The sequence below is a fragment of the Citrobacter sp. L55 genome, from assembly GCF_002850715.1.
Taxonomy (GTDB): Bacteria; Pseudomonadota; Gammaproteobacteria; order Enterobacterales; family Enterobacteriaceae; genus Citrobacter; species Citrobacter braakii.
The window spans coordinates 189,829-206,401 of sequence record NZ_KZ559400.1; the positions used below are offsets into that span (position 1 = coordinate 189,829).

Annotated in this window: 15 protein-coding genes; 7 read left to right on the forward strand and 8 right to left on the reverse strand. The window is 51.5% G+C overall.

What is annotated here, in order from left to right:
• Positions 1-174: 174 nt before the first annotated feature.
• From B9P82_RS05390 to B9P82_RS05400, 3 genes are all read left to right on the forward strand, one after another.
• The gene (locus tag B9P82_RS05390) at positions 175-1,224 is read left to right on the forward strand and encodes a YeiH family protein (protein WP_016153726.1); all 1,050 of its coding nucleotides are present in this window, start codon (positions 175-177) and stop codon (positions 1,222-1,224) included.
• Positions 1,225-1,295: 71 nt separating this feature from the next.
• The gene (gene nfo / locus B9P82_RS05395) at positions 1,296-2,153 is read left to right on the forward strand and encodes a deoxyribonuclease IV (protein WP_046275457.1); all 858 of its coding nucleotides are present in this window, start codon (positions 1,296-1,298) and stop codon (positions 2,151-2,153) included.
• Positions 2,154-2,155: 2 nt separating this feature from the next.
• Positions 2,156-3,244, forward strand: coding sequence for a sugar kinase (locus B9P82_RS05400; protein WP_047359177.1), 1,089 nt, complete (start codon positions 2,156-2,158; stop codon positions 3,242-3,244).
• Positions 3,245-3,287: 43 nt separating this feature from the next.
• Here the strand turns inward: B9P82_RS05400 and B9P82_RS05405 are convergent, their stop codons facing one another.
• The 4 genes from B9P82_RS05405 to hypT form a co-directional block, all read right to left on the reverse strand.
• Positions 3,288-4,538 (reverse strand): NupC/NupG family nucleoside CNT transporter, encoded by a 1,251-nt coding sequence (locus tag B9P82_RS05405; RefSeq protein ID WP_003027431.1) that lies wholly within the window; start codon positions 4,536-4,538, stop codon positions 3,288-3,290.
• A gap of 96 nt (positions 4,539-4,634) precedes the next feature.
• Positions 4,635-5,570, reverse strand: coding sequence for a pseudouridine-5'-phosphate glycosidase (locus B9P82_RS05410; protein ID WP_016156984.1), 936 nt, complete (start codon positions 5,568-5,570; stop codon positions 4,635-4,637).
• Entirely contained in the window at positions 5,558-6,499 is a 942-nt protein-coding gene (locus tag B9P82_RS05415; RefSeq protein ID WP_016153731.1) for a pseudouridine kinase, read from the reverse strand. Before B9P82_RS05415 ends, B9P82_RS05410 begins: the two co-directional genes overlap by 13 nt.
• Positions 6,500-6,801: 302 nt before the next feature.
• A complete protein-coding gene (gene hypT, locus B9P82_RS05420) occupies positions 6,802-7,719 on the reverse strand; it encodes a hypochlorite stress DNA-binding transcriptional regulator HypT (protein WP_255346132.1) in 918 nt (305 codons plus the stop codon).
• Between the two features lie 347 nt (positions 7,720-8,066).
• Here hypT and B9P82_RS05425 point away from each other — a divergent pair, with 347 nt between their 5' ends.
• Both B9P82_RS05425 and B9P82_RS05430 read left to right on the forward strand, forming a co-directional pair.
• Entirely contained in the window at positions 8,067-8,786 is a 720-nt protein-coding gene (locus B9P82_RS05425) for a cysteate racemase (RefSeq protein ID WP_049281984.1), read from the forward strand.
• Between the two features lie 76 nt (positions 8,787-8,862).
• Complete coding sequence (locus B9P82_RS05430) at positions 8,863-10,161, forward strand: anaerobic C4-dicarboxylate transporter (RefSeq protein WP_016153735.1); 1,299 nt, start codon at positions 8,863-8,865, stop codon at positions 10,159-10,161.
• 78 nt (positions 10,162-10,239) lie between these two features.
• Here B9P82_RS05430 and fruA read toward each other — a convergent pair whose 3' ends face one another.
• Genes fruA through fruB form a run of 3 tightly spaced genes read right to left on the reverse strand, consistent with a single transcriptional unit; the run spans position 10,240 to position 14,013 of the window.
• Positions 10,240-11,928 carry a PTS fructose transporter subunit IIBC gene (gene fruA / locus B9P82_RS05435; protein ID WP_016153736.1) on the reverse strand — a complete coding sequence of 563 codons (1,689 nt, stop codon included), beginning with the start codon at positions 11,926-11,928 and terminating at the stop codon, positions 10,240-10,242.
• A gap of 16 nt (positions 11,929-11,944) precedes the next feature.
• On the reverse strand, positions 11,945-12,883 hold the full coding sequence (gene fruK, locus B9P82_RS05440) for a 1-phosphofructokinase (protein ID WP_003834544.1): 939 nt from the start codon (positions 12,881-12,883) through the stop codon (positions 11,945-11,947).
• Positions 12,883-14,013, reverse strand: a complete 1,131-nt coding sequence (fruB, locus tag B9P82_RS05445; protein WP_016156988.1) for a fused PTS fructose transporter subunit IIA/HPr protein — start codon at positions 14,011-14,013, stop codon at positions 12,883-12,885. The genes fruK and fruB overlap by 1 nt, the downstream gene beginning before the upstream one ends.
• A 368-nt stretch (positions 14,014-14,381) precedes the next feature.
• Here fruB and setB point away from each other — a divergent pair, with 368 nt between their 5' ends.
• Positions 14,382-15,563 (forward strand): sugar efflux transporter SetB, encoded by a 1,182-nt coding sequence (gene setB, locus B9P82_RS05450; RefSeq protein ID WP_101700075.1) that lies wholly within the window; start codon positions 14,382-14,384, stop codon positions 15,561-15,563.
• Here the strand turns inward: setB and B9P82_RS05455 are convergent.
• On the reverse strand, positions 15,560-15,814 hold the full coding sequence (locus tag B9P82_RS05455; protein WP_016153739.1) for a YkgJ family cysteine cluster protein: 255 nt from the start codon (positions 15,812-15,814) through the stop codon (positions 15,560-15,562). The genes setB and B9P82_RS05455 overlap by 4 nt on opposite strands.
• 157 nt (positions 15,815-15,971) lie before the next feature.
• Between B9P82_RS05455 and yeiP the strand changes: the two genes are divergently transcribed.
• On the forward strand, positions 15,972-16,544 hold the full coding sequence (yeiP, locus tag B9P82_RS05460) for an elongation factor P-like protein YeiP (RefSeq protein ID WP_016153740.1): 573 nt from the start codon (positions 15,972-15,974) through the stop codon (positions 16,542-16,544).
• Positions 16,545-16,573: the final 29 nt, after the last annotated feature.

Genomic DNA, 16,573 nt, shown 5'->3' on the forward strand with positions numbered 1-16,573 from the left:
AGCATCCCCCGGAGCGTACTTAAGTACGTGACTGGGGTGAACGAGCGCAGCCAACGCACATGCAACTTGAAGTATGACGGGTATACCACTTATATAGATTAATTATAAATATATAATCAATTTTATTTTTAAACCACTTCGCCTTACTCTTTTACCCAGATAAAGGAGAAGGATATGACAGAACTCACCTTACAGACTCATCGTCGTACAGCGTGGCATTTTATTCCGGGGCTTGCCCTGAGTGCAGTTATCACTGGGGTCGCCTTATGGGGAGGATCCATTCCCGCCGTTGCAGGTGCCGGGTTCAGCGCCCTCACCTTAGCCATCTTATTGGGGATGATTCTCGGCAACACCGTCTATCCGCACATCTGGAAAAGCTGTGATGGCGGCGTGCTGTTCGCGAAACAACATTTATTACGTCTGGGGATTATCCTCTACGGTTTCCGCCTCACCTTCGCGCAAATTGCTGACGTCGGCGTCAGCGGTATCGTGATTGATGTGTTAACGCTAAGCAGCACCTTTATGATTGCCTGTTTCCTGGGGCAGAAAGTATTTGGTCTGGACCGTCACACCAGCTGGCTGATTGGCGCGGGTAGCAGCATTTGTGGTGCCGCCGCCGTGCTGGCAACCGAACCAGTGGTGAAAGCAGAAGCCAGTAAAGTGACCGTCGCTGTCGCCACCGTGGTTATCTTCGGTACAATCGCTATCTTCCTGTATCCGGCGATGTATCCGTTGCTTTCACACTGGTTTAGCCCAGAAACCTACGGCATTTACATTGGCTCCACCATGCATGAAGTTGCACAGGTTGTGGCTGCCGGGCACGCCATTAGCCCGGATGCGGAAAACGCCGCGGTTATTGCCAAAATGCTGCGCGTCATGATGCTGGCACCGTTCCTTATCCTCCTGGCCGCACGCGTTAAACAACTGTCTCCGGCCACGGGCGGTGAGAAGAGCAAAATAACCATTCCATGGTTTGCCATCCTGTTCATTGTGGTCGCAATTTTTAACTCGTTCCACCTGCTGCCACAGTCAGTAGTGAACATGCTGGTAACGCTGGATACCATTTTGCTGGCAATGGCGATGGCGGCCCTGGGGCTGACCACGCACGTTAGCGCGCTGAAAAAAGCCGGTGCCAAACCGTTACTGATGGCCCTGCTGCTGTTTGTCTGGCTGATTGTGGGTGGCGGTGCGATTAACGTCGCTATCCACGCGCTGATGGCATAAACGATCACGACTCACCTCTATTAACCCGCTATACTCTCCCTTTTTGTATTTGAGTATGGCGGGTTAAATTTATGAAATATATCGGAGCGCACGTAAGCGCCGCTGGCGGTCTGGCTAACGCCGCTATTCGAGCCGCAGAAATCGAAGCGACCGCATTCGCCCTGTTCACCAAAAATCAGCGCCAGTGGCGTGCCGCGCCGCTGACCACCGAAATCATTGATGATTTTAAATCTGCCTGCGAGAAGTATCATTATACTGCCGCCCAAATCCTGCCTCACGACAGTTACCTGATTAACCTCGGTCATCCGGTTAGCGATGCGCTGGAAAAATCACGTGATGCGTTTATAGATGAAATGCAGCGCTGTGAACTGCTGGGCTTATCCTTGCTGAACTTTCACCCGGGCAGCCATTTGATGCAGATCCCGGAAGATGAGTGTCTGGCGCGCATTGCCGAATCCATCAACATCGCCCTTGCTCAGACCCAGGGCGTTACGGCAGTTATCGAAAATACCGCCGGACAAGGCAGCAACCTTGGATTTAAGTTTGAGCACCTTGCCGCCATTATCGACGGCGTCGAAGATAAGTCCCGCGTCGGCGTCTGTATTGATACCTGCCATGCCTTCGCGGCCGGTTACGATTTGCGCTCCGTCGAGGAATGCGAAAAGACGTTTGCGGAATTTGAACGTATTGTCGGCTTCAGGTACCTACGCGGTATGCACCTGAACGACGCCAAGAGCGCATTTGGCAGTCGCGTTGACCGTCACCACAGCTTAGGTGAAGGCAATATTGGCCACGATGCCTTCCGTTGGATCATGCAGGACAATCGTTTTGACGGCATTCCGCTGGTGCTGGAAACGATTAATCCGGATATCTGGGCAGAAGAGATTGCCTGGCTGAAAGCCCAGCAAACAGAAAAAGCGGTGGCATAATCATGAACGACAGGGAAAAGCAGATCCTTAAGATCCTGCGTCGCAATCCGTTGATTCAGCAGAATGAAATCGCCGATATTTTGCAGATCAGCCGTTCACGAGTTGCTGCGCATATTATGGATTTGATGCGTAAAGGCATGATTAAAGGTAAAGGTTATATCCTTACCGAACAGGATTATTGCGTGGTTGTCGGGGCGATCAATATGGATATTCGTGGTGTTGCTGACATCCACTATCCTCAGGCTGCCTCTAACCCTGGTAACATTCACTGCTCGGCAGGCGGCGTGGGACGCAACATCGCCCACAACCTGGCGCTGCTGGGCCGTGACGTCCACTTAATTTCCGCTGTTGGCAGTGATTTCTATGGCGAAACATTGCTGGAACAAACGCGTCAGGCCGGTGTTAACGTTTCCAGTTGCATACGCCTGCATGGACATAACACCTCAACTTACCTGTCGATCGCTAATCAGCAGGAAGAGACCGTACTGGCAATTAACGATACCCATATCCTGCAACAATTGACGCCGCAGTTACTGAACAGTTCGCGAGATTTGATCCGCCATTCCGGTGTCGTACTGGCAGATTGCAATCTGACTGCCGAAGCCATTGAGTGGGTCTTTACTATTGCTGATGATATTCCGGTATTCATTGACACCGTTTCAGAGTTCAAAGCGGCAAAAATGAAGACCTGGTTTACGCGTATTCATACGCTAAAACCAACGCAGAAAGAGCTGGCGATTTTGTGGGGTCAACCTATTCATTCAGATGCCGATCGCGTACTGGCCGTCAATAGTCTCCATCAGCAAGGGGTAAAACGAATCTTTGTTTGCCTGGAAGATGAATCCGTTTTTTGCAGCGAAAAGGACGGAGAACAGTTTTTACTGACGCCTCCTGAGCATACGGTTGTAGACAGTTTTGGCGCCGACGATGCTTTTATGGCGGGATTGCTGTACAGCTTTCTGGAAGGGAGTGAATTTCGTGAAAGCGCTCACTTTGCCATGGCCTGCGCGGCATTATCGCGAGCCAGCGTCAGCATCAACAACCCAACCCTCTCAGCAGATAACGCCTTGTATTTGCTGCAAACTGCTTAAATGTAATGCCGGATGGCGCTACGCGTATCCGGCATTATTTTCGCTATGCCAGCCCGATAAAGAAACCGGCTATAGTAGCGCTCATCAGGTTTGACAGCGTTGCTGCTGCCAGCGCGCGCATGCCAAGCTGCGCGATTTCCGGGGCACGCTGTGGCGCTATCGCCGAAAATGCCCCGACGACAACGCCAATCGAACCAAAGTTAGCGAAACCGCACAGCGCAAACGAGATAATCGCAATGGTCTTCACATCCAGCGTTCCACCCGTTTGCAGATACGGCGAGAAGTTGAGATAAGCGACAAACTCATTAATCGCCAGCTTCTGTCCGATCAGGCTGCCTGCCAGCGTCGCATCGCTCCAGTCCACACCCATAATCCACGCCAGCGGGGCTAGCGCATAGCCAAAGATCCCTTCCAGAGTGGCGTGACCAAAGCCAAACCACCCACCAATTCCGCCAATAATGCCGTTAATCAGCGCGATAATGGCGACAAATGCCATTACGACCGTCGCCACGCCAGCAGCAATTTTCAGCCCGGTCATCGCTCCGCTCGCCGCTGCTTCGATGATGCTTTTCGGTGGCGTTTCAGTAAATGACAGGTTCTCAAAGGTGACGCGAGATTCTTCAGTTGCCGGACTCAGCATACGCGCGAACAAAATACCGCCAGGAATTGCCATCAACGATGCCGCCAGCAAATAGTCAATCGGAACGCCCATTCCGGCGTAACCAATCATCATTGAGCCAGCAATCGAGGCCATCCCACTACAAATAGCGGTAAACAGCTCATTGCGATTCAGGCGGTCAATAAACGGCTTCACGATCGCCGGGATCTCGTTTTGCCCGAGGAAAATCGTCGTTACGGCGACAAATGACTCGATCTTACTGATGTTCAGCGCTTTCTGGAAAATACCGCCGAGGATGCGGATCAACAGCCCCATCACGCCAATGTAGTAGAGAAGACTGATCAGTGCGGTCACAAAAATGATGGCCGGTAGCACCCGAAAAGCGAAGATAAACCCGGCTCCGTCAAACAGCACATCCATTTTTGGCCCAACCAGGGAGCCAAAGATAAATGCGCTTCCCGCGTCACTGTATGACATTACCTTGTGGACACCGAGCGCAGCCTGTTCAACCAGCCATTTTCCTGGCGGGAAGTACAGCATAATGCCGCCGATTGCGATTTGCAGTACCAGTGCAGCCCCGACCGTGCGCAGACTTATACGTTTTTTATTTACTGACAGCAGAAACGCGATGGCCAGTAATACCACCATACCCACAACACTTCTCATTATATCCATAATGAAATTCCCTTCATGCCAGGAAACCCGGCGTTATCGCCAGGTTTTGGTAGGTTTGATATTCGCGGGCGACCGCATTCTGCCCGGGAAATTCTGTCAGACGAGGCGCTGATACTCCTTCGCAATTTCACAGGCCAGTACCGCATTGTTGAACACCAGCTGAATATTTGATTTCAGGCTGTCACCACCGGTCAGCTCTGCAACCCGCGCTAACAGGAACGGCGTACTCTCTTTTCCCACGACGCCCTGATCTTCCGCTTCTTTTACCGCCCGATCGATTGCCGCATTAATTTTCTCTTCGGCCATCGCAAACTGCTCTGGGATGGGGTTCGCAACAACCAGACCGCCGTCGAGACCCGTTTGCCATTTCACCGCCATGGCACGGGCAATCTCTTGCGCACTGTCCAGACGGATACTGACCTCAAACGGACTGGTACGGCAGAAAAATGCTGGCAACGCGTTGGTTTGATAACCAATTAACGGCACACCAAAGGTTTCTAAATATTCAGTAGTTAAGCCGAGATCAAGAATAGATTTCGCCCCGGCACAAATTACCGTGACATTGGTATGCGCCAGTTCTTGCAGATCCGCGGAAATATCAAAGGTATGTTCAGCACCACGATGAACCCCACCTATTCCCCCTGTCGCAAATACTTTAATTCCCGCCAGGGCGGCAATAATCATGGTTGAGGCAACAGTCGTTGCACCATTTTTTCCTGCCGCGACCACAAACGGCAAATCACGACGACTTACTTTCGTAACGCTATGACCTTCTCGCCCAAGCAACTCAATTTCATCTTTGCTTAAACCAACTTTCATTATTCCGCCAATAATGGCAATGGTCGCAGGAACCGCACCGTGTTTACGAATAGTTTCTTCTACTTCAATCGCTGTCTGGGCATTCTGCGGAAATGGCATACCATGAGAAATAATGGTTGATTCAAGTGCAACAATCGGCTTCTTACTGTTTAATGCTTCCTGTACTTCTGGAGATATTTGTAATAATTCAGAGGAAAGAGTTAATTCAGACATTCTGTGTTCTCCACTAATGAGCTTACATTCGCAACAGACAAATCAGGGTTATTGGTATATTCACAGGCTAACGCCATTGATGAACAACCCTGCGCAAATCGAACCGAATCAATAAAGGGCATGCCGTCTACCCAGCAGGACGCCAGTCCAGCCATCATTGCATCGCCAGCCCCGGTAACATTAATGACGTGAGTTTTAATCGGCAGTGACCAACCACGACTCCCCGCAATATCACTGTAATAAACACCGTCACCGCCCATGCTGAGCACCAGCCTATTTAAGCCGCGATCATGAAACCAGGCGGCGACTTTACCCACGTCATCACGCCCGGAAAGCGCAATACCGCTTAGCGTTTCGGCTTCAAGCCGGTTGGGTTTAAGAGTGTGAATTTGTCCAAGCCGCTCGCGAATTTTGACGCATTTCCATGCCGATACCGGGTCAACAAACACCGGAACCTCTCCGGCATTTTCCAGCACCCATGCCAGGGCATCTTCGCTGATATTGCAATCGGCGACGATGACTTTCGCCTGCCGAATAAAATCATGATGCTGTGATAAAAAATCAGCTGAAATATGTTCGGTAATGCTCATATCATTAATGGCAACCAACATTTCACCGGTGTTATCAAGCAATGATAAATAACTGGACGTATTCTCTCCGGGAACGATAAGACACTTATCAACATGAACTCCGGATTGATTGGTTTGCGCCAATAACGATTGTCCATAAAAATCATTACCAACCGCCGTCAGTAACCATGAATTTTTCCCCAGCAGCGCGAGATTATGTGCAATGTTACGTCCAACTCCGCCGGGGGTGAATTTTATCTTTCCTGGATTCGAATCCGCATAATTTAGAGAAGCATGCGAATACCCAGCAACATCCATATTGGCCGAGCCAATAGTTACTATGTATTCCTTTTCACGCATAGCACGTCCCCTGGCAATTAACTTGCCACAAATGAGTTCGTTAAAAATAACCAACGCCACACATCAGGTTATTAGAGCACATGTTCACTATCAAACACATGTTCATAGTAAGCGTGTTTTTGACAAAGTAAATCCATATTCAAGATCTAAACTCAATAGATATGAACAGAATCACAATTTTTTATAGATACAGTCTGTAAAGGAAAGAGAAAATGAGAGGTAGTACAAATTCAAGCAGTCTAAAGAGTTTAACTCCGGCATAACCGGAGATTTTTCAGATGCGCCAGACGATCCGGTTCGTATCAACTGAGCGAAACAAGGTCCTCTGGCATATGGTTGTACAAAATCCGCCAGAAGTGCTCAGCCGTTTTATTCAACCGGGTATCCATTCGGTAAATATAAGCCTGAATAGGCACCATCAGTTCCGGCGTCTGCAGACAAACCAGCCGCTTTTCGCGCAGTTCGTTTACGATTGTCCACGCCGGCAGCCAGGCGATACCATGCCCATCCAATGCCATATTTTTTAATAACTCACTCATCGAAGACATAAACAGCGTTCGGGCTGAAATGCCGCCTACTTCCGCCAGATGACGGTTTACCAATCTTCCCATGTAGGATGTGCTGGTATAGTTCAGAATCGGCGCCTGCGACTGGTAGATATCAAACAACGCCTTACCCTGCGCATCAACTGCACACACGGGGTACAGTTCAGACTCAAAAACCTTCAAGCCGCAGAAAGGTGACTGCATTAAATCTTCATCCCGAAAGGAGATAATAAAATCGCTTTTCCCCTCGCGCAGAGTATTCACCGCCTGAACAACATCAATAGCTTCAACGTGATAGACAAACTCCTCACCCCAGGCCGCCATTGAGTGCACCAATCTGGGCAACATCGTCAGCGACAGAGAATGTGCCGCCGCTATTTTGATATTGGGTACACCCAGTAAATTGTGGCCGCTTAGCTCATCCAGATTACATTCCAGCTGTTGCAACAAACTACGGGTTTGCGAATGAAATAGCTTGCCCTCCTCCGTGAGTTGCAGTGGGCTCGTTGTGCGATCAAAAAGCAGCACACCCACGGCTGATTCGAGCGCCTTGATCCGCCGACTAAATGCCGGTTGGGATATGTTGCGCTCCTCAGCCGCCTGGGAAAAATGACGGCATGCCTCCAACGTCAAAAAGTCATATAACCATTTTGTCTCAATATTTTTCATGCTTATCACGCAGATATTTAAATATGCCTATTAGCCTTAAAGCATCATGCCTGAATAGTTCCGGAGATGACATTCATCATTAGCGCCTGGTGATTCGTTTTTTGCATCAAGGCTTCATTTTTAACATTAACATACTTCTCTCCCTATCGGTTACGACCGCTTGCCCGCCGCGTAACGCGTAGCCTCTGGCCGAATACCGGCCTGCTGAGGTTACACAATAAACCACAGTCATGCGGTTTTTGCATTGAACCATACATTATTGCATTTCTCCTCACGTCACACTGCTGTTAAACATTATCAGCAGACACAACCCGGCTCTGAATATTAATCATCGGTGAATTGAGGTATATATCGTGAAAGGTTTAATTGGCGTGCTTGGTGGTATGGGACCTGCTGCAACGGTCGATCTGTTTAATAAATTCGTCACTTTTACCGCTGCGCAACGTGACCAGGAACATATCCCCTTAATTATTTCATCTATTCCTGACATTCCAGACCGAACCGACGCGTTAATGCATCATGGTCATTCCCCACTTCCGGCAATGCGCGATTATATGCATAAACTCGAAGATGCTGGCGCCGAGTGTATTGTGATCCCCTGTAACACCGCCCACTTTTGGTTTAATGAATTAAAAGCGTGCTGCCATACAGAGCTGCTCAGTATCGTTGAAACGACCATCAATGAGGTTAAAAACTGCGGGAAATCGCAAATCGGATTACTCGCCACCAACGCCACTTTATACATGGGCCTCTATCAAAAAGGCATAGAATCTCTTGGGTTAACCTGCATCAGCCCTGACTCATCCAGTCAGGAAAAAGTGATGGAAAGCATCTATTGCTTAAAAGCTGGTGATGCTAAGCGGGCGCAAACGCTGATGAATGAACAGGCTGAAGCACTCTTCTCACGCGGGGCACAAGTCATCGTGCTCGGATGTACTGAAGTTCCTGTCATTCTTGCTGAAGCCGTCAAAAAGTCACCTGAGAAATATATTGATTCAACCGGTTCGTTGGTTCGTGCCGGTATTAAATGGTACGAGAAACGCGTGGGTAAAAATCACCTTTTGGCACAATGAATGTCCATATCTTTTTAATTGTTGCATTAAATAAAAATCCATTTTAATTACAAATTACTCTCTGGCGGAGGCCATTATGATTTGGCTAGAAATTATCGTAGTGTTGGGCGCAATATTTTTCGGTATCCGCCTTGGCGGAATTGGTATTGGTTTATGTGGCGGGCTGGGGCTGGCTATTTTAACGCTGGGATTTGGGCTGCAAATTGGTTCACCACCCGTTGACGTTATTCTTATTATTATGACGGTGGTGGTGGCGGCATCGGCGCTACAGGCCGCCGGAGGCATGGATTATCTGGTTCGCATTGCCGGTAATTTTATGCGCCGTAACCCTAAATATATCAATATTATTGCACCGATTATTACCTGGTCGATGACGATTATGGCGGGAACAGGGTTCATCGTTTTTTCTACTCTGCCGGTGATTGCCGAAGTTGCCAAAGAGTCAGGTATTCGCCCTTCTCGTACGCTCGCAGGCTCCGTAGTCGCTTCTCAGGTGGCGATATCCGGTTCGCCGATCAGTGCCGCAATGGCCGCTATGTTGACTATTATGGAAGGCAACGGTATCAGCTTTATTCAGGTCATGGCGGTATGTCTGCCTGCCTCATTTGTCGCCGCGATGGTCGCCGCTTTTATCGCCTCACGTCAGGGATGTGAGCTACAGGATGATGAAGTCTATCTGGAACGCCTGCAAAAAGGACTGGTGCGTAAATATGCAGGGCAAAACAGCACAACGCCAGGTGCCAGACTGTCAGTCGCCCTGTTTATGCTGGCAACGGTGGTCATCGTTATTCTTGCCGCATGCCCTCAATTGCGCCCTGGATTCGATGCAGGTAACGCAATGAATACCCGGGATATTATCATTATCTGCATGCTAGCTGCCGCATGTCTGATGGTGGTGCTATGCAAAACATCAACAGACGCGATTGTCCTGACATCCACGTTTCGCGCGGGTATGAGTTCGTTGGCTGTGATTCTGGGGATTGTTACGCTGGGCACAACCTTCATTGATGCCCACTTAACGGGGATAAAGGATATCGCGGGCGATATTCTACGGGCTTATCCGATGCTGTTGGCGCTGGTGCTGTTTGGTACCTGCGCGCTTCTCTATTCGCAGGGAGCCACCACGCCGCTGATTATCCCTCTTGCCGTCGCGCTCGGCGTACCTACATGGGCCATTCTGGCTTCCTATGTCGCAGTGACCGGCGTGTTTGTTCTGCCAACTTATCCGACTTCGCTGGCGGCAATGGAGTTCGACACCACCGGGACAACGCGCGTGGGTAAGTATGTCTTAAACCATCCGTTTATGTTGCCAGGGCTTGGCGGGATCATTGCTGGCGTTGCCTTTGGTTTTATCATCGCGCCAATGATTGCCTGAACCGGTTAACACTACCGGGCAGATTTAATGGATAAAAAAAGGGGCAGAGAAATCTCTGCCCCGGATGTCAGCGTTAAATCAGGCCGCCTTTGCCACAACCTCTGCTTCCGGGCGTTTCAGCACCGCGTAGGAGAGACCGGCTACCAGCGTACCGGCAATAATGGCCAGCAGGTATCCAACCACCGGAGTGATTGCGCCAGGGATTAACAGCACGAACAGACCGCCGTGCGGCGCCATCAGCTTAGCCCCCACCGCCATCGAGATAGCCCCGGTAATCGCGCCGCCAACGATACAGCAAGGCAGAACGCGCATCGGGTCACGGGCAGCAAATGGGATAGCCCCTTCGGTAATAAAGCACAGGCCCAGTACCAGCGCAGCTTTACCGCCTTCCTGCTGCGCTTTGTCGAACTTACGACGCGCCACCAGCGTTGCCAGCCCCAGGGCCAGCGGAGGCACCATACCCGCCGCCATAATCGCCGCCATCGGCGCATAGGTTTGCGTACTAAGCAGCCCCACACCGAAAGCATACGCCGCTTTGTTAACCGGACCGCCCATATCGGTACACATCATGCCGCCCAGAATCGCCCCAAGCAGCACCGCATTCGCGGTTCCCATGGTTTGCAGCCAGTGGGTCAGACCTTCCAGAATGCCCGCCACTGGTTTACCGATCAGGTAGATCATGGCCAGACCAACCACCAGGCTTGAGAGCAGCGGAATGATCAGGATCGGTTTCAGCGCTTCCATACTCTGCGGGAGTTTCAGCTTCGTGCTGATGAGCTTCGCCACATAACCGGCAAGGAAACCGGCAATAATCCCGCCAATAAAGCCGGAACCGGTGCTCACCGCCAGCATACCGCCGATAAGACCTGGCGTCAGACCCGGACGGTCAGCGATGGAAAACGCGATGTAGCCCGCCAGAACCGGCACCATCAGCGCGAAAGCTGAACCACCGCCAATCTGCATCAGCGCCGCCGCCAGCGTACCCTGCTCCTTGAACGCTTCGATACCAAAAGCGAATGAGAGTGCAATACACAGACCGCCAGCAACCACCATCGGCAGCATGTAGGATACGCCCGTCAGCAGGTGACGATACGCGCCAGCGCTCTCTTTCTTACCTTCAGTGGTTGCAGACTGCGCTTTGCCGGCTGGCTGGTACGGCGTTGCTTCTTCCAGCGCTTTATCCAGCTCCTGCTTCGTTTTCTTCAGCGCAAGGCCAGTAGAAGTACGGTACATTGGTTTTCCGGCAAACTTCGCCAGATCAACTTCAATGTCAGCCGCCACAATCACCAGATCCGCCTGAGCCACCTCTTCCGGCGTAATGGCATTGCCTGCGCCAACAGACCCACGGGTTTCAACCTTCACCCACCAGCCACGTTTTTTCGCTTCTGTTTCAATAGCTTCAGCGGCCATAAACGTATGGGCAACGCCAGTTGGACAAGCCGTCACCGCCACCACGCGTTTTGGACCGCTACTGGCCACGGACGCTGTCGCAACCGGAGCGCTATAAGGTTTTGCGTGGCCTTTCGCTTCGCTGAGGAAAAGTTCAGGATGCGCAACCGCACGACCAATATCGCCCAGCCAGACTTTTTTGCCGTTCAGCGAACTGTCGGCAGGAAGCGTGTCGCCCAGAACAATTGCCAGTTCGGCATCATTAGGATTATCAATAATTTCCAGATGTGCTTTCTGCGCCGCCGCTCCAAGCAGGGTTTTCGCCATATAAGCGCGAGCCTGGCCGAGATTAGCGTCAATAATCAGCAGCGTTTTCATTATGCCTCTCCTGCTGTCAGTTAAACGGTTTTAAGTCGACACGCGCCATCATTGCGGCCAACTGAGGACGATCGGTAATGCCCACATTGCTTTGGCTTACCGCCAGGGCGGCAACAGCGGTTGCCAGACGCAGGGTGTGTTCACTGGATTCACGCATCAGCAGGCCGTAAATCAGGCCGCCAACCATTGAATCACCCGCGCCTACGGTGCTTACCACCTCGACTGACGGCGGTTTAGCAATCCACTCACCCGAAGCGTTAACCCACAGCGCACCTTCCGCGCCAAGTGAAATCACCACGTGAGCAATACCCTGCTCGCGCAACGCATGTGCAGCTTCAATCACATCTTTCATTTCTGGCAGCTTACGGCCAGCCCAGATTTCCAGTTCACGACGGTTTGGTTTTACCAGCCACGGCGCCGCTTTCAGACCGGCCACCAGTGCTTCACGACTACTATCAAAGATAATGCAAGGACACTGACTGCGCAGGCGCGTCATCCAGTCGGTGAATGCTTCCGGGCTAACGCCGGTCGGCAAACTGCCGCTGACGCACACCATGTCGAACTGGCCCAGCCAGCTCAGCGAGTCATTCACAAAGCGTTCCCAGTCAGCCGGGGTGACTTCAAAGCCGGAGAAATTGAAATCGGACACTTCGCCGTCTTTTTCGGTCAGCTTGACGTTGATACGCGTACGCCCCTGTACAACCTGAAAACGGTTGGCGATACCCAGCTCGCTGAACAACTGCTGAAAACCATCCTGGTTGTCTTTACCGAGGAAACCACCCACCGTTACATCGATACCTAAATCTTTCAAAACCTTAGCGACGTTAATCCCTTTCCCTGCCGCGTGCAGACCGGTCGTTTTAACCAGGTTCACTTCACCGCGTTCAATTTCCGGGCAGAAACCCACCAGATCGTAGGCTGGGTTAAGGGTGATAGTAGCAACACGTCTGCTCATTACGCGCCCTCCCCAAGACCCGCCGCGATGGCTTCGCCAATCGCTTTCAGCGCCTGTTCAGCATCTTCACCCTGGGCGGTAAAGCGCAGGTGATGTCCTTTCTTCACGCCTAATGCCACAACTTTCATCAGACTGCGTCCATTCGCCGGCTTGCCGGTTCCATCAAGATTTGTCACGGTAATTTCACTGTTAAATTGTTTAATCGTATTCACCAGCATGGTGCCCGGGCGGGCGTGTAAACCATGCTCATTGCGCACAATAAATTCGGCGCTCAGTACATCATCAGTTAAGGCATCATCGCTGGTCAGCAGCGCCAGCACCGTTGCCGCATCGGCTTTCAACAAACGGTCAGCTTTATTATTCAGCAGCAGATCGCCAAGGCGCTTCAGCACCGCAACCGGTTGTTCGTCATTCATGGCGACGGTCACCAGCAGGGCTGCCGCTTCACCTTGTACATCGAACGCTGTTGCTGCGCGGCTGACCGCAACGGCGCTGCGCACATTGCCTTCAGCACAGTCATTCAGCCAGATCCCCTGACCGAGATTCATCGGTTGCTCATTAATGGCTCTGGCCACAAAGGTGGCGTCAACCGCGCCGACCTCTTTCAGCCGTGCGGCGTTGAGAGCCTGCAGCGTGACCAGCGAGTTGGCAACGACGTCCAGCGACAGCGTTTCGTTATCAAGCTTCAGCTGTTCGCTTTGCTTTTCCCCCATCAGCAACGCACGCAACTCTTCCGCCGTGGTCGCAGATTTCAGCTGTTCAGCGACGGAGTCATCGCTCAGCACATGCGTCAGCTGACGCAGTAAACCGAGGTGCTCATCAGAGCTGGCGGCAATGCCGATTGCCACATAAGCAACCTGCCCTTCACCCCAGATCACGCCCTGCGGAAACTGAAACACCTGCACGCCGGTTTTCAGCACCCGATCGCGCGTGTCCGTCGTACCGTGAGGAATAGCAATACCGTTGCCGAGGAACGTGGACGTCTGTTGTTCACGCGCCAGCATGCCATCGACGTAGCCTTCCGCTACGTTACCTGCCAGCACTAAGGCAGCGGCAACCTGGCGAATAGCCTCTTCTTTATTCCCGGCCTGTTCGCCCGGGTGAATATCCTGAACAGATAACTGGAACATGGTTCTCCTCTCCCGCTGATTTGAAACGATTCAGCTAACATGAGAAAAAAGGCGTCACCTGACTCCATCAGTTATGGCGAGATGACGCTGAAACGTTTCAAGAAGTCTTGCTCTTTTTTCTTCAGCACACAAGTAAAGTTGACAAATTACTTGCTGAATTTAGAGATAACGCACATTTTCTCCGCGGAGGAGAAAAAATTGCTGACGCAAAAACGGCGTCAGCCTGTCAGATTCAGCAGCGTCAGCAAACTGCTTTCTCTGACTGAAATGCTATTTTGATTTTTGATGCCGATTTTGATTTGGCTCCCTGTTTATTTTCTGACAAGCAGCGTAAACTCCGCGTCTCTTCACATTATTGATATCAAAACATGCACAACACCCCCGTAGCCGCCACACCCAAGGCGTTTGATTTAACGTCTTCGGCGTTCCTGCTTGTCGCATTTCTGACGGGTATCGCCGGTGCGTTGCAGACGCCAACGCTCAGCCTTTTTCTGACGGATGAAGTCCATGCCCGTCCCGGCATGGTCGGGTTCTTTTTTACCGGTAGCGCCGTGATCGGCATTTTGGTGAGTCAGTTTCTGGCCGGACGTTCAGATAAAAAAGGCGATCGCAAAAACCTGATTGTGTTTTGCTGCCTGCTGGGGATGCTGGCCTGCGTGCTGTTCGCCTGGAACCGTAACTATTTTATTCTGCTATTTGTCGGGGTATTCCTCAGCAGCTTCGGTTCGACCGCCAACCCGCAAATGTTTGCTCTCGCCCGCGAGCACGCCGACCGTACGGGTCGGGAAGCCGTCATGTTCAGCTCGATATTACGTGCGCAGGTTTCGCTGGCCTGGGTGATTGGCCCACCGCTGGCCTACGCGCTGGCCATGGGGTTTAGCTTTACGGTGATGTACCTCAGCGCGGCGGTGGCGTTTGTTGTCTGCGGCGTAATGGTCTGGCTGTTCTTACCCTCGATGAGTAAAAACGTGCCTCTCGCGACAGGCGCGGTAGAAGCCCCGCGCCGCAATCGACGCGACACGCTGCTGCTGTTTGTTATCTGCACGTTAATGTGGGGGACTAACAGTCTCTATATCATTAATATGCCGTTGTTTATTATCAACGAACTGCATCTGCCGGAAAAGCTGGCGGGCATAATGATGGGAACTGCCGCGGGGCTGGAAATCCCAACCATGTTGATTGCCGGATACTTCGCGAAGCGTCTGGGCAAACGCCTGTTAATGAGAATCGCCGTTGTCGCCGGATTTTTCTTTTATGCCGGCATGCTGTTGGCCCACTCTCCGGCGATATTGCTTGGCTTACAGCTGCTGAACGCGATTTACATCGGCATCCTCGGCGGGATTGGCATGCTCTATTTCCAGGATCTGATGCCGGGACAAGCGGGTTCAGCCACAACTCTCTATACAAATACCATTCGCGTGGGCTGGATTATTGCCGGATCGTTGGCGGGTATTGCCGCTGAAATCTGGAACTATCACGCGGTATTCTGGTTTGCGTTGGTGATGATCGTCGCCACCGTCGCGTGTCTGACGCGCATCAAAGACGTTTAAGGTGCGGTCAGCGCCTCGAGCTCGATGAGATAGACCATGGCCTGGTGCGTCGTCTGTCCGCACATTTCCGCACTGGGCTGTAAACCGGCGCACACTTTTGGCCGCAGAGGCGAAGCAAAAATTTTACAGCGCAGGGATTCATCCAGCTGAACGCATGGTGTATTAGCGGGCTTGCCATCAGGCATGCCGGGGATGGGACTGGAAATTGAAGGCGCGGTGCAACATGCACCACAATCCGGACGGCATTCCATACAGTACTCTCTTTATCGTAAACCATCGGATTGTGCAGGAAGCGCACAGTAACACCTTTTTTGCACCAGCAAAAGCATCAATTCCGCTTGCCTGAATGCCCCGGCGCGAGTAGTTTTACGCGATATTTTAGACACTCCTCATTACAGGATTTTTTCGATGCCAAGAGCGAACGAAATTAAAAAAGGTATGGTACTGAATTACAACGGCAAACTGCTGATTGTAAAAGATATTGATATTCAATCACCAACCGCACGTGGCGCCGCCACGCTGTACAAAATGCGTTTTTCTGATGTTCGTACCGGTCTGAAAGTTGAAGAGCGCTTCAAAGGCGATGACATCGTTGATACCGTCACCCTGAGCCGTCGTGGCGTTGATTTCTCCTATGTCGATGGCAACGAATACGTCTTCATGGATAAAGAAGACTATACCCCGTATACCTTCACCAAAGACCAGATCGAAGAAGAATTGCTGTTCATCCCGGAAGGCGGAATGCCGGATATGCAGGTACTGACCTGGGACGGTCAGTTGCTGGCGCTTGAACTGCCGCAAACGGTAGACCTGGAAATCGTTGAAACGGCTCCGGGCATTAAAGGCGCGTCAGCAAGTGCGCGTAACAAACCAGCGACCATGAGCACCGGTCTGGTTATCCTGGTTCCTGAATATCTGAGTGCAGGTGAAAAAATCCGTATTCATATCGAAGAACGTCGCTATATGGGCCGCGCAGACTAACTTTTCTGCTGCGACACCGGCGAAAAGGG

What these genes read in the sequence shown, in the direction of transcription:
- B9P82_RS05415 (WP_016153731.1), bottom strand. Translation starts at nt 6,499, where the DNA reads ATGCGTGAAAAGGAATACATAGTAACTATTGGCTCGGCCAATATGGAT.
- nfo (WP_046275457.1), top strand. Translation starts at nt 1,296, where the DNA reads ATGAAATATATCGGAGCGCACGTAAGCGCCGCTGGCGGTCTGGCTAAC.
- B9P82_RS05390 (WP_016153726.1), top strand. Translation starts at nt 175, where the DNA reads ATGACAGAACTCACCTTACAGACTCATCGTCGTACAGCGTGGCATTTT.
- B9P82_RS05400 (WP_047359177.1), top strand. Translation starts at nt 2,156, where the DNA reads ATGAACGACAGGGAAAAGCAGATCCTTAAGATCCTGCGTCGCAATCCG.
- fruA (WP_016153736.1), bottom strand. Translation starts at nt 11,928, where the DNA reads ATGAAAACGCTGCTGATTATTGACGCTAATCTCGGCCAGGCTCGCGCT.
- fruB (WP_016156988.1), bottom strand. Translation starts at nt 14,013, where the DNA reads ATGTTCCAGTTATCTGTTCAGGATATTCACCCGGGCGAACAGGCCGGG.
- B9P82_RS05430 (WP_016153735.1), top strand. Translation starts at nt 8,863, where the DNA reads ATGATTTGGCTAGAAATTATCGTAGTGTTGGGCGCAATATTTTTCGGT.
- B9P82_RS05455 (WP_016153739.1), bottom strand. Translation starts at nt 15,814, where the DNA reads ATGGAATGCCGTCCGGATTGTGGTGCATGTTGCACCGCGCCTTCAATT.
- B9P82_RS05410 (WP_016156984.1), bottom strand. Translation starts at nt 5,570, where the DNA reads ATGTCTGAATTAACTCTTTCCTCTGAATTATTACAAATATCTCCAGAA.
- B9P82_RS05405 (WP_003027431.1), bottom strand. Translation starts at nt 4,538, where the DNA reads ATGGATATAATGAGAAGTGTTGTGGGTATGGTGGTATTACTGGCCATC.
- yeiP (WP_016153740.1), top strand. Translation starts at nt 15,972, where the DNA reads ATGCCAAGAGCGAACGAAATTAAAAAAGGTATGGTACTGAATTACAAC.
- setB (WP_101700075.1), top strand. Translation starts at nt 14,382, where the DNA reads ATGCACAACACCCCCGTAGCCGCCACACCCAAGGCGTTTGATTTAACG.
- fruK (WP_003834544.1), bottom strand. Translation starts at nt 12,883, where the DNA reads ATGAGCAGACGTGTTGCTACTATCACCCTTAACCCAGCCTACGATCTG.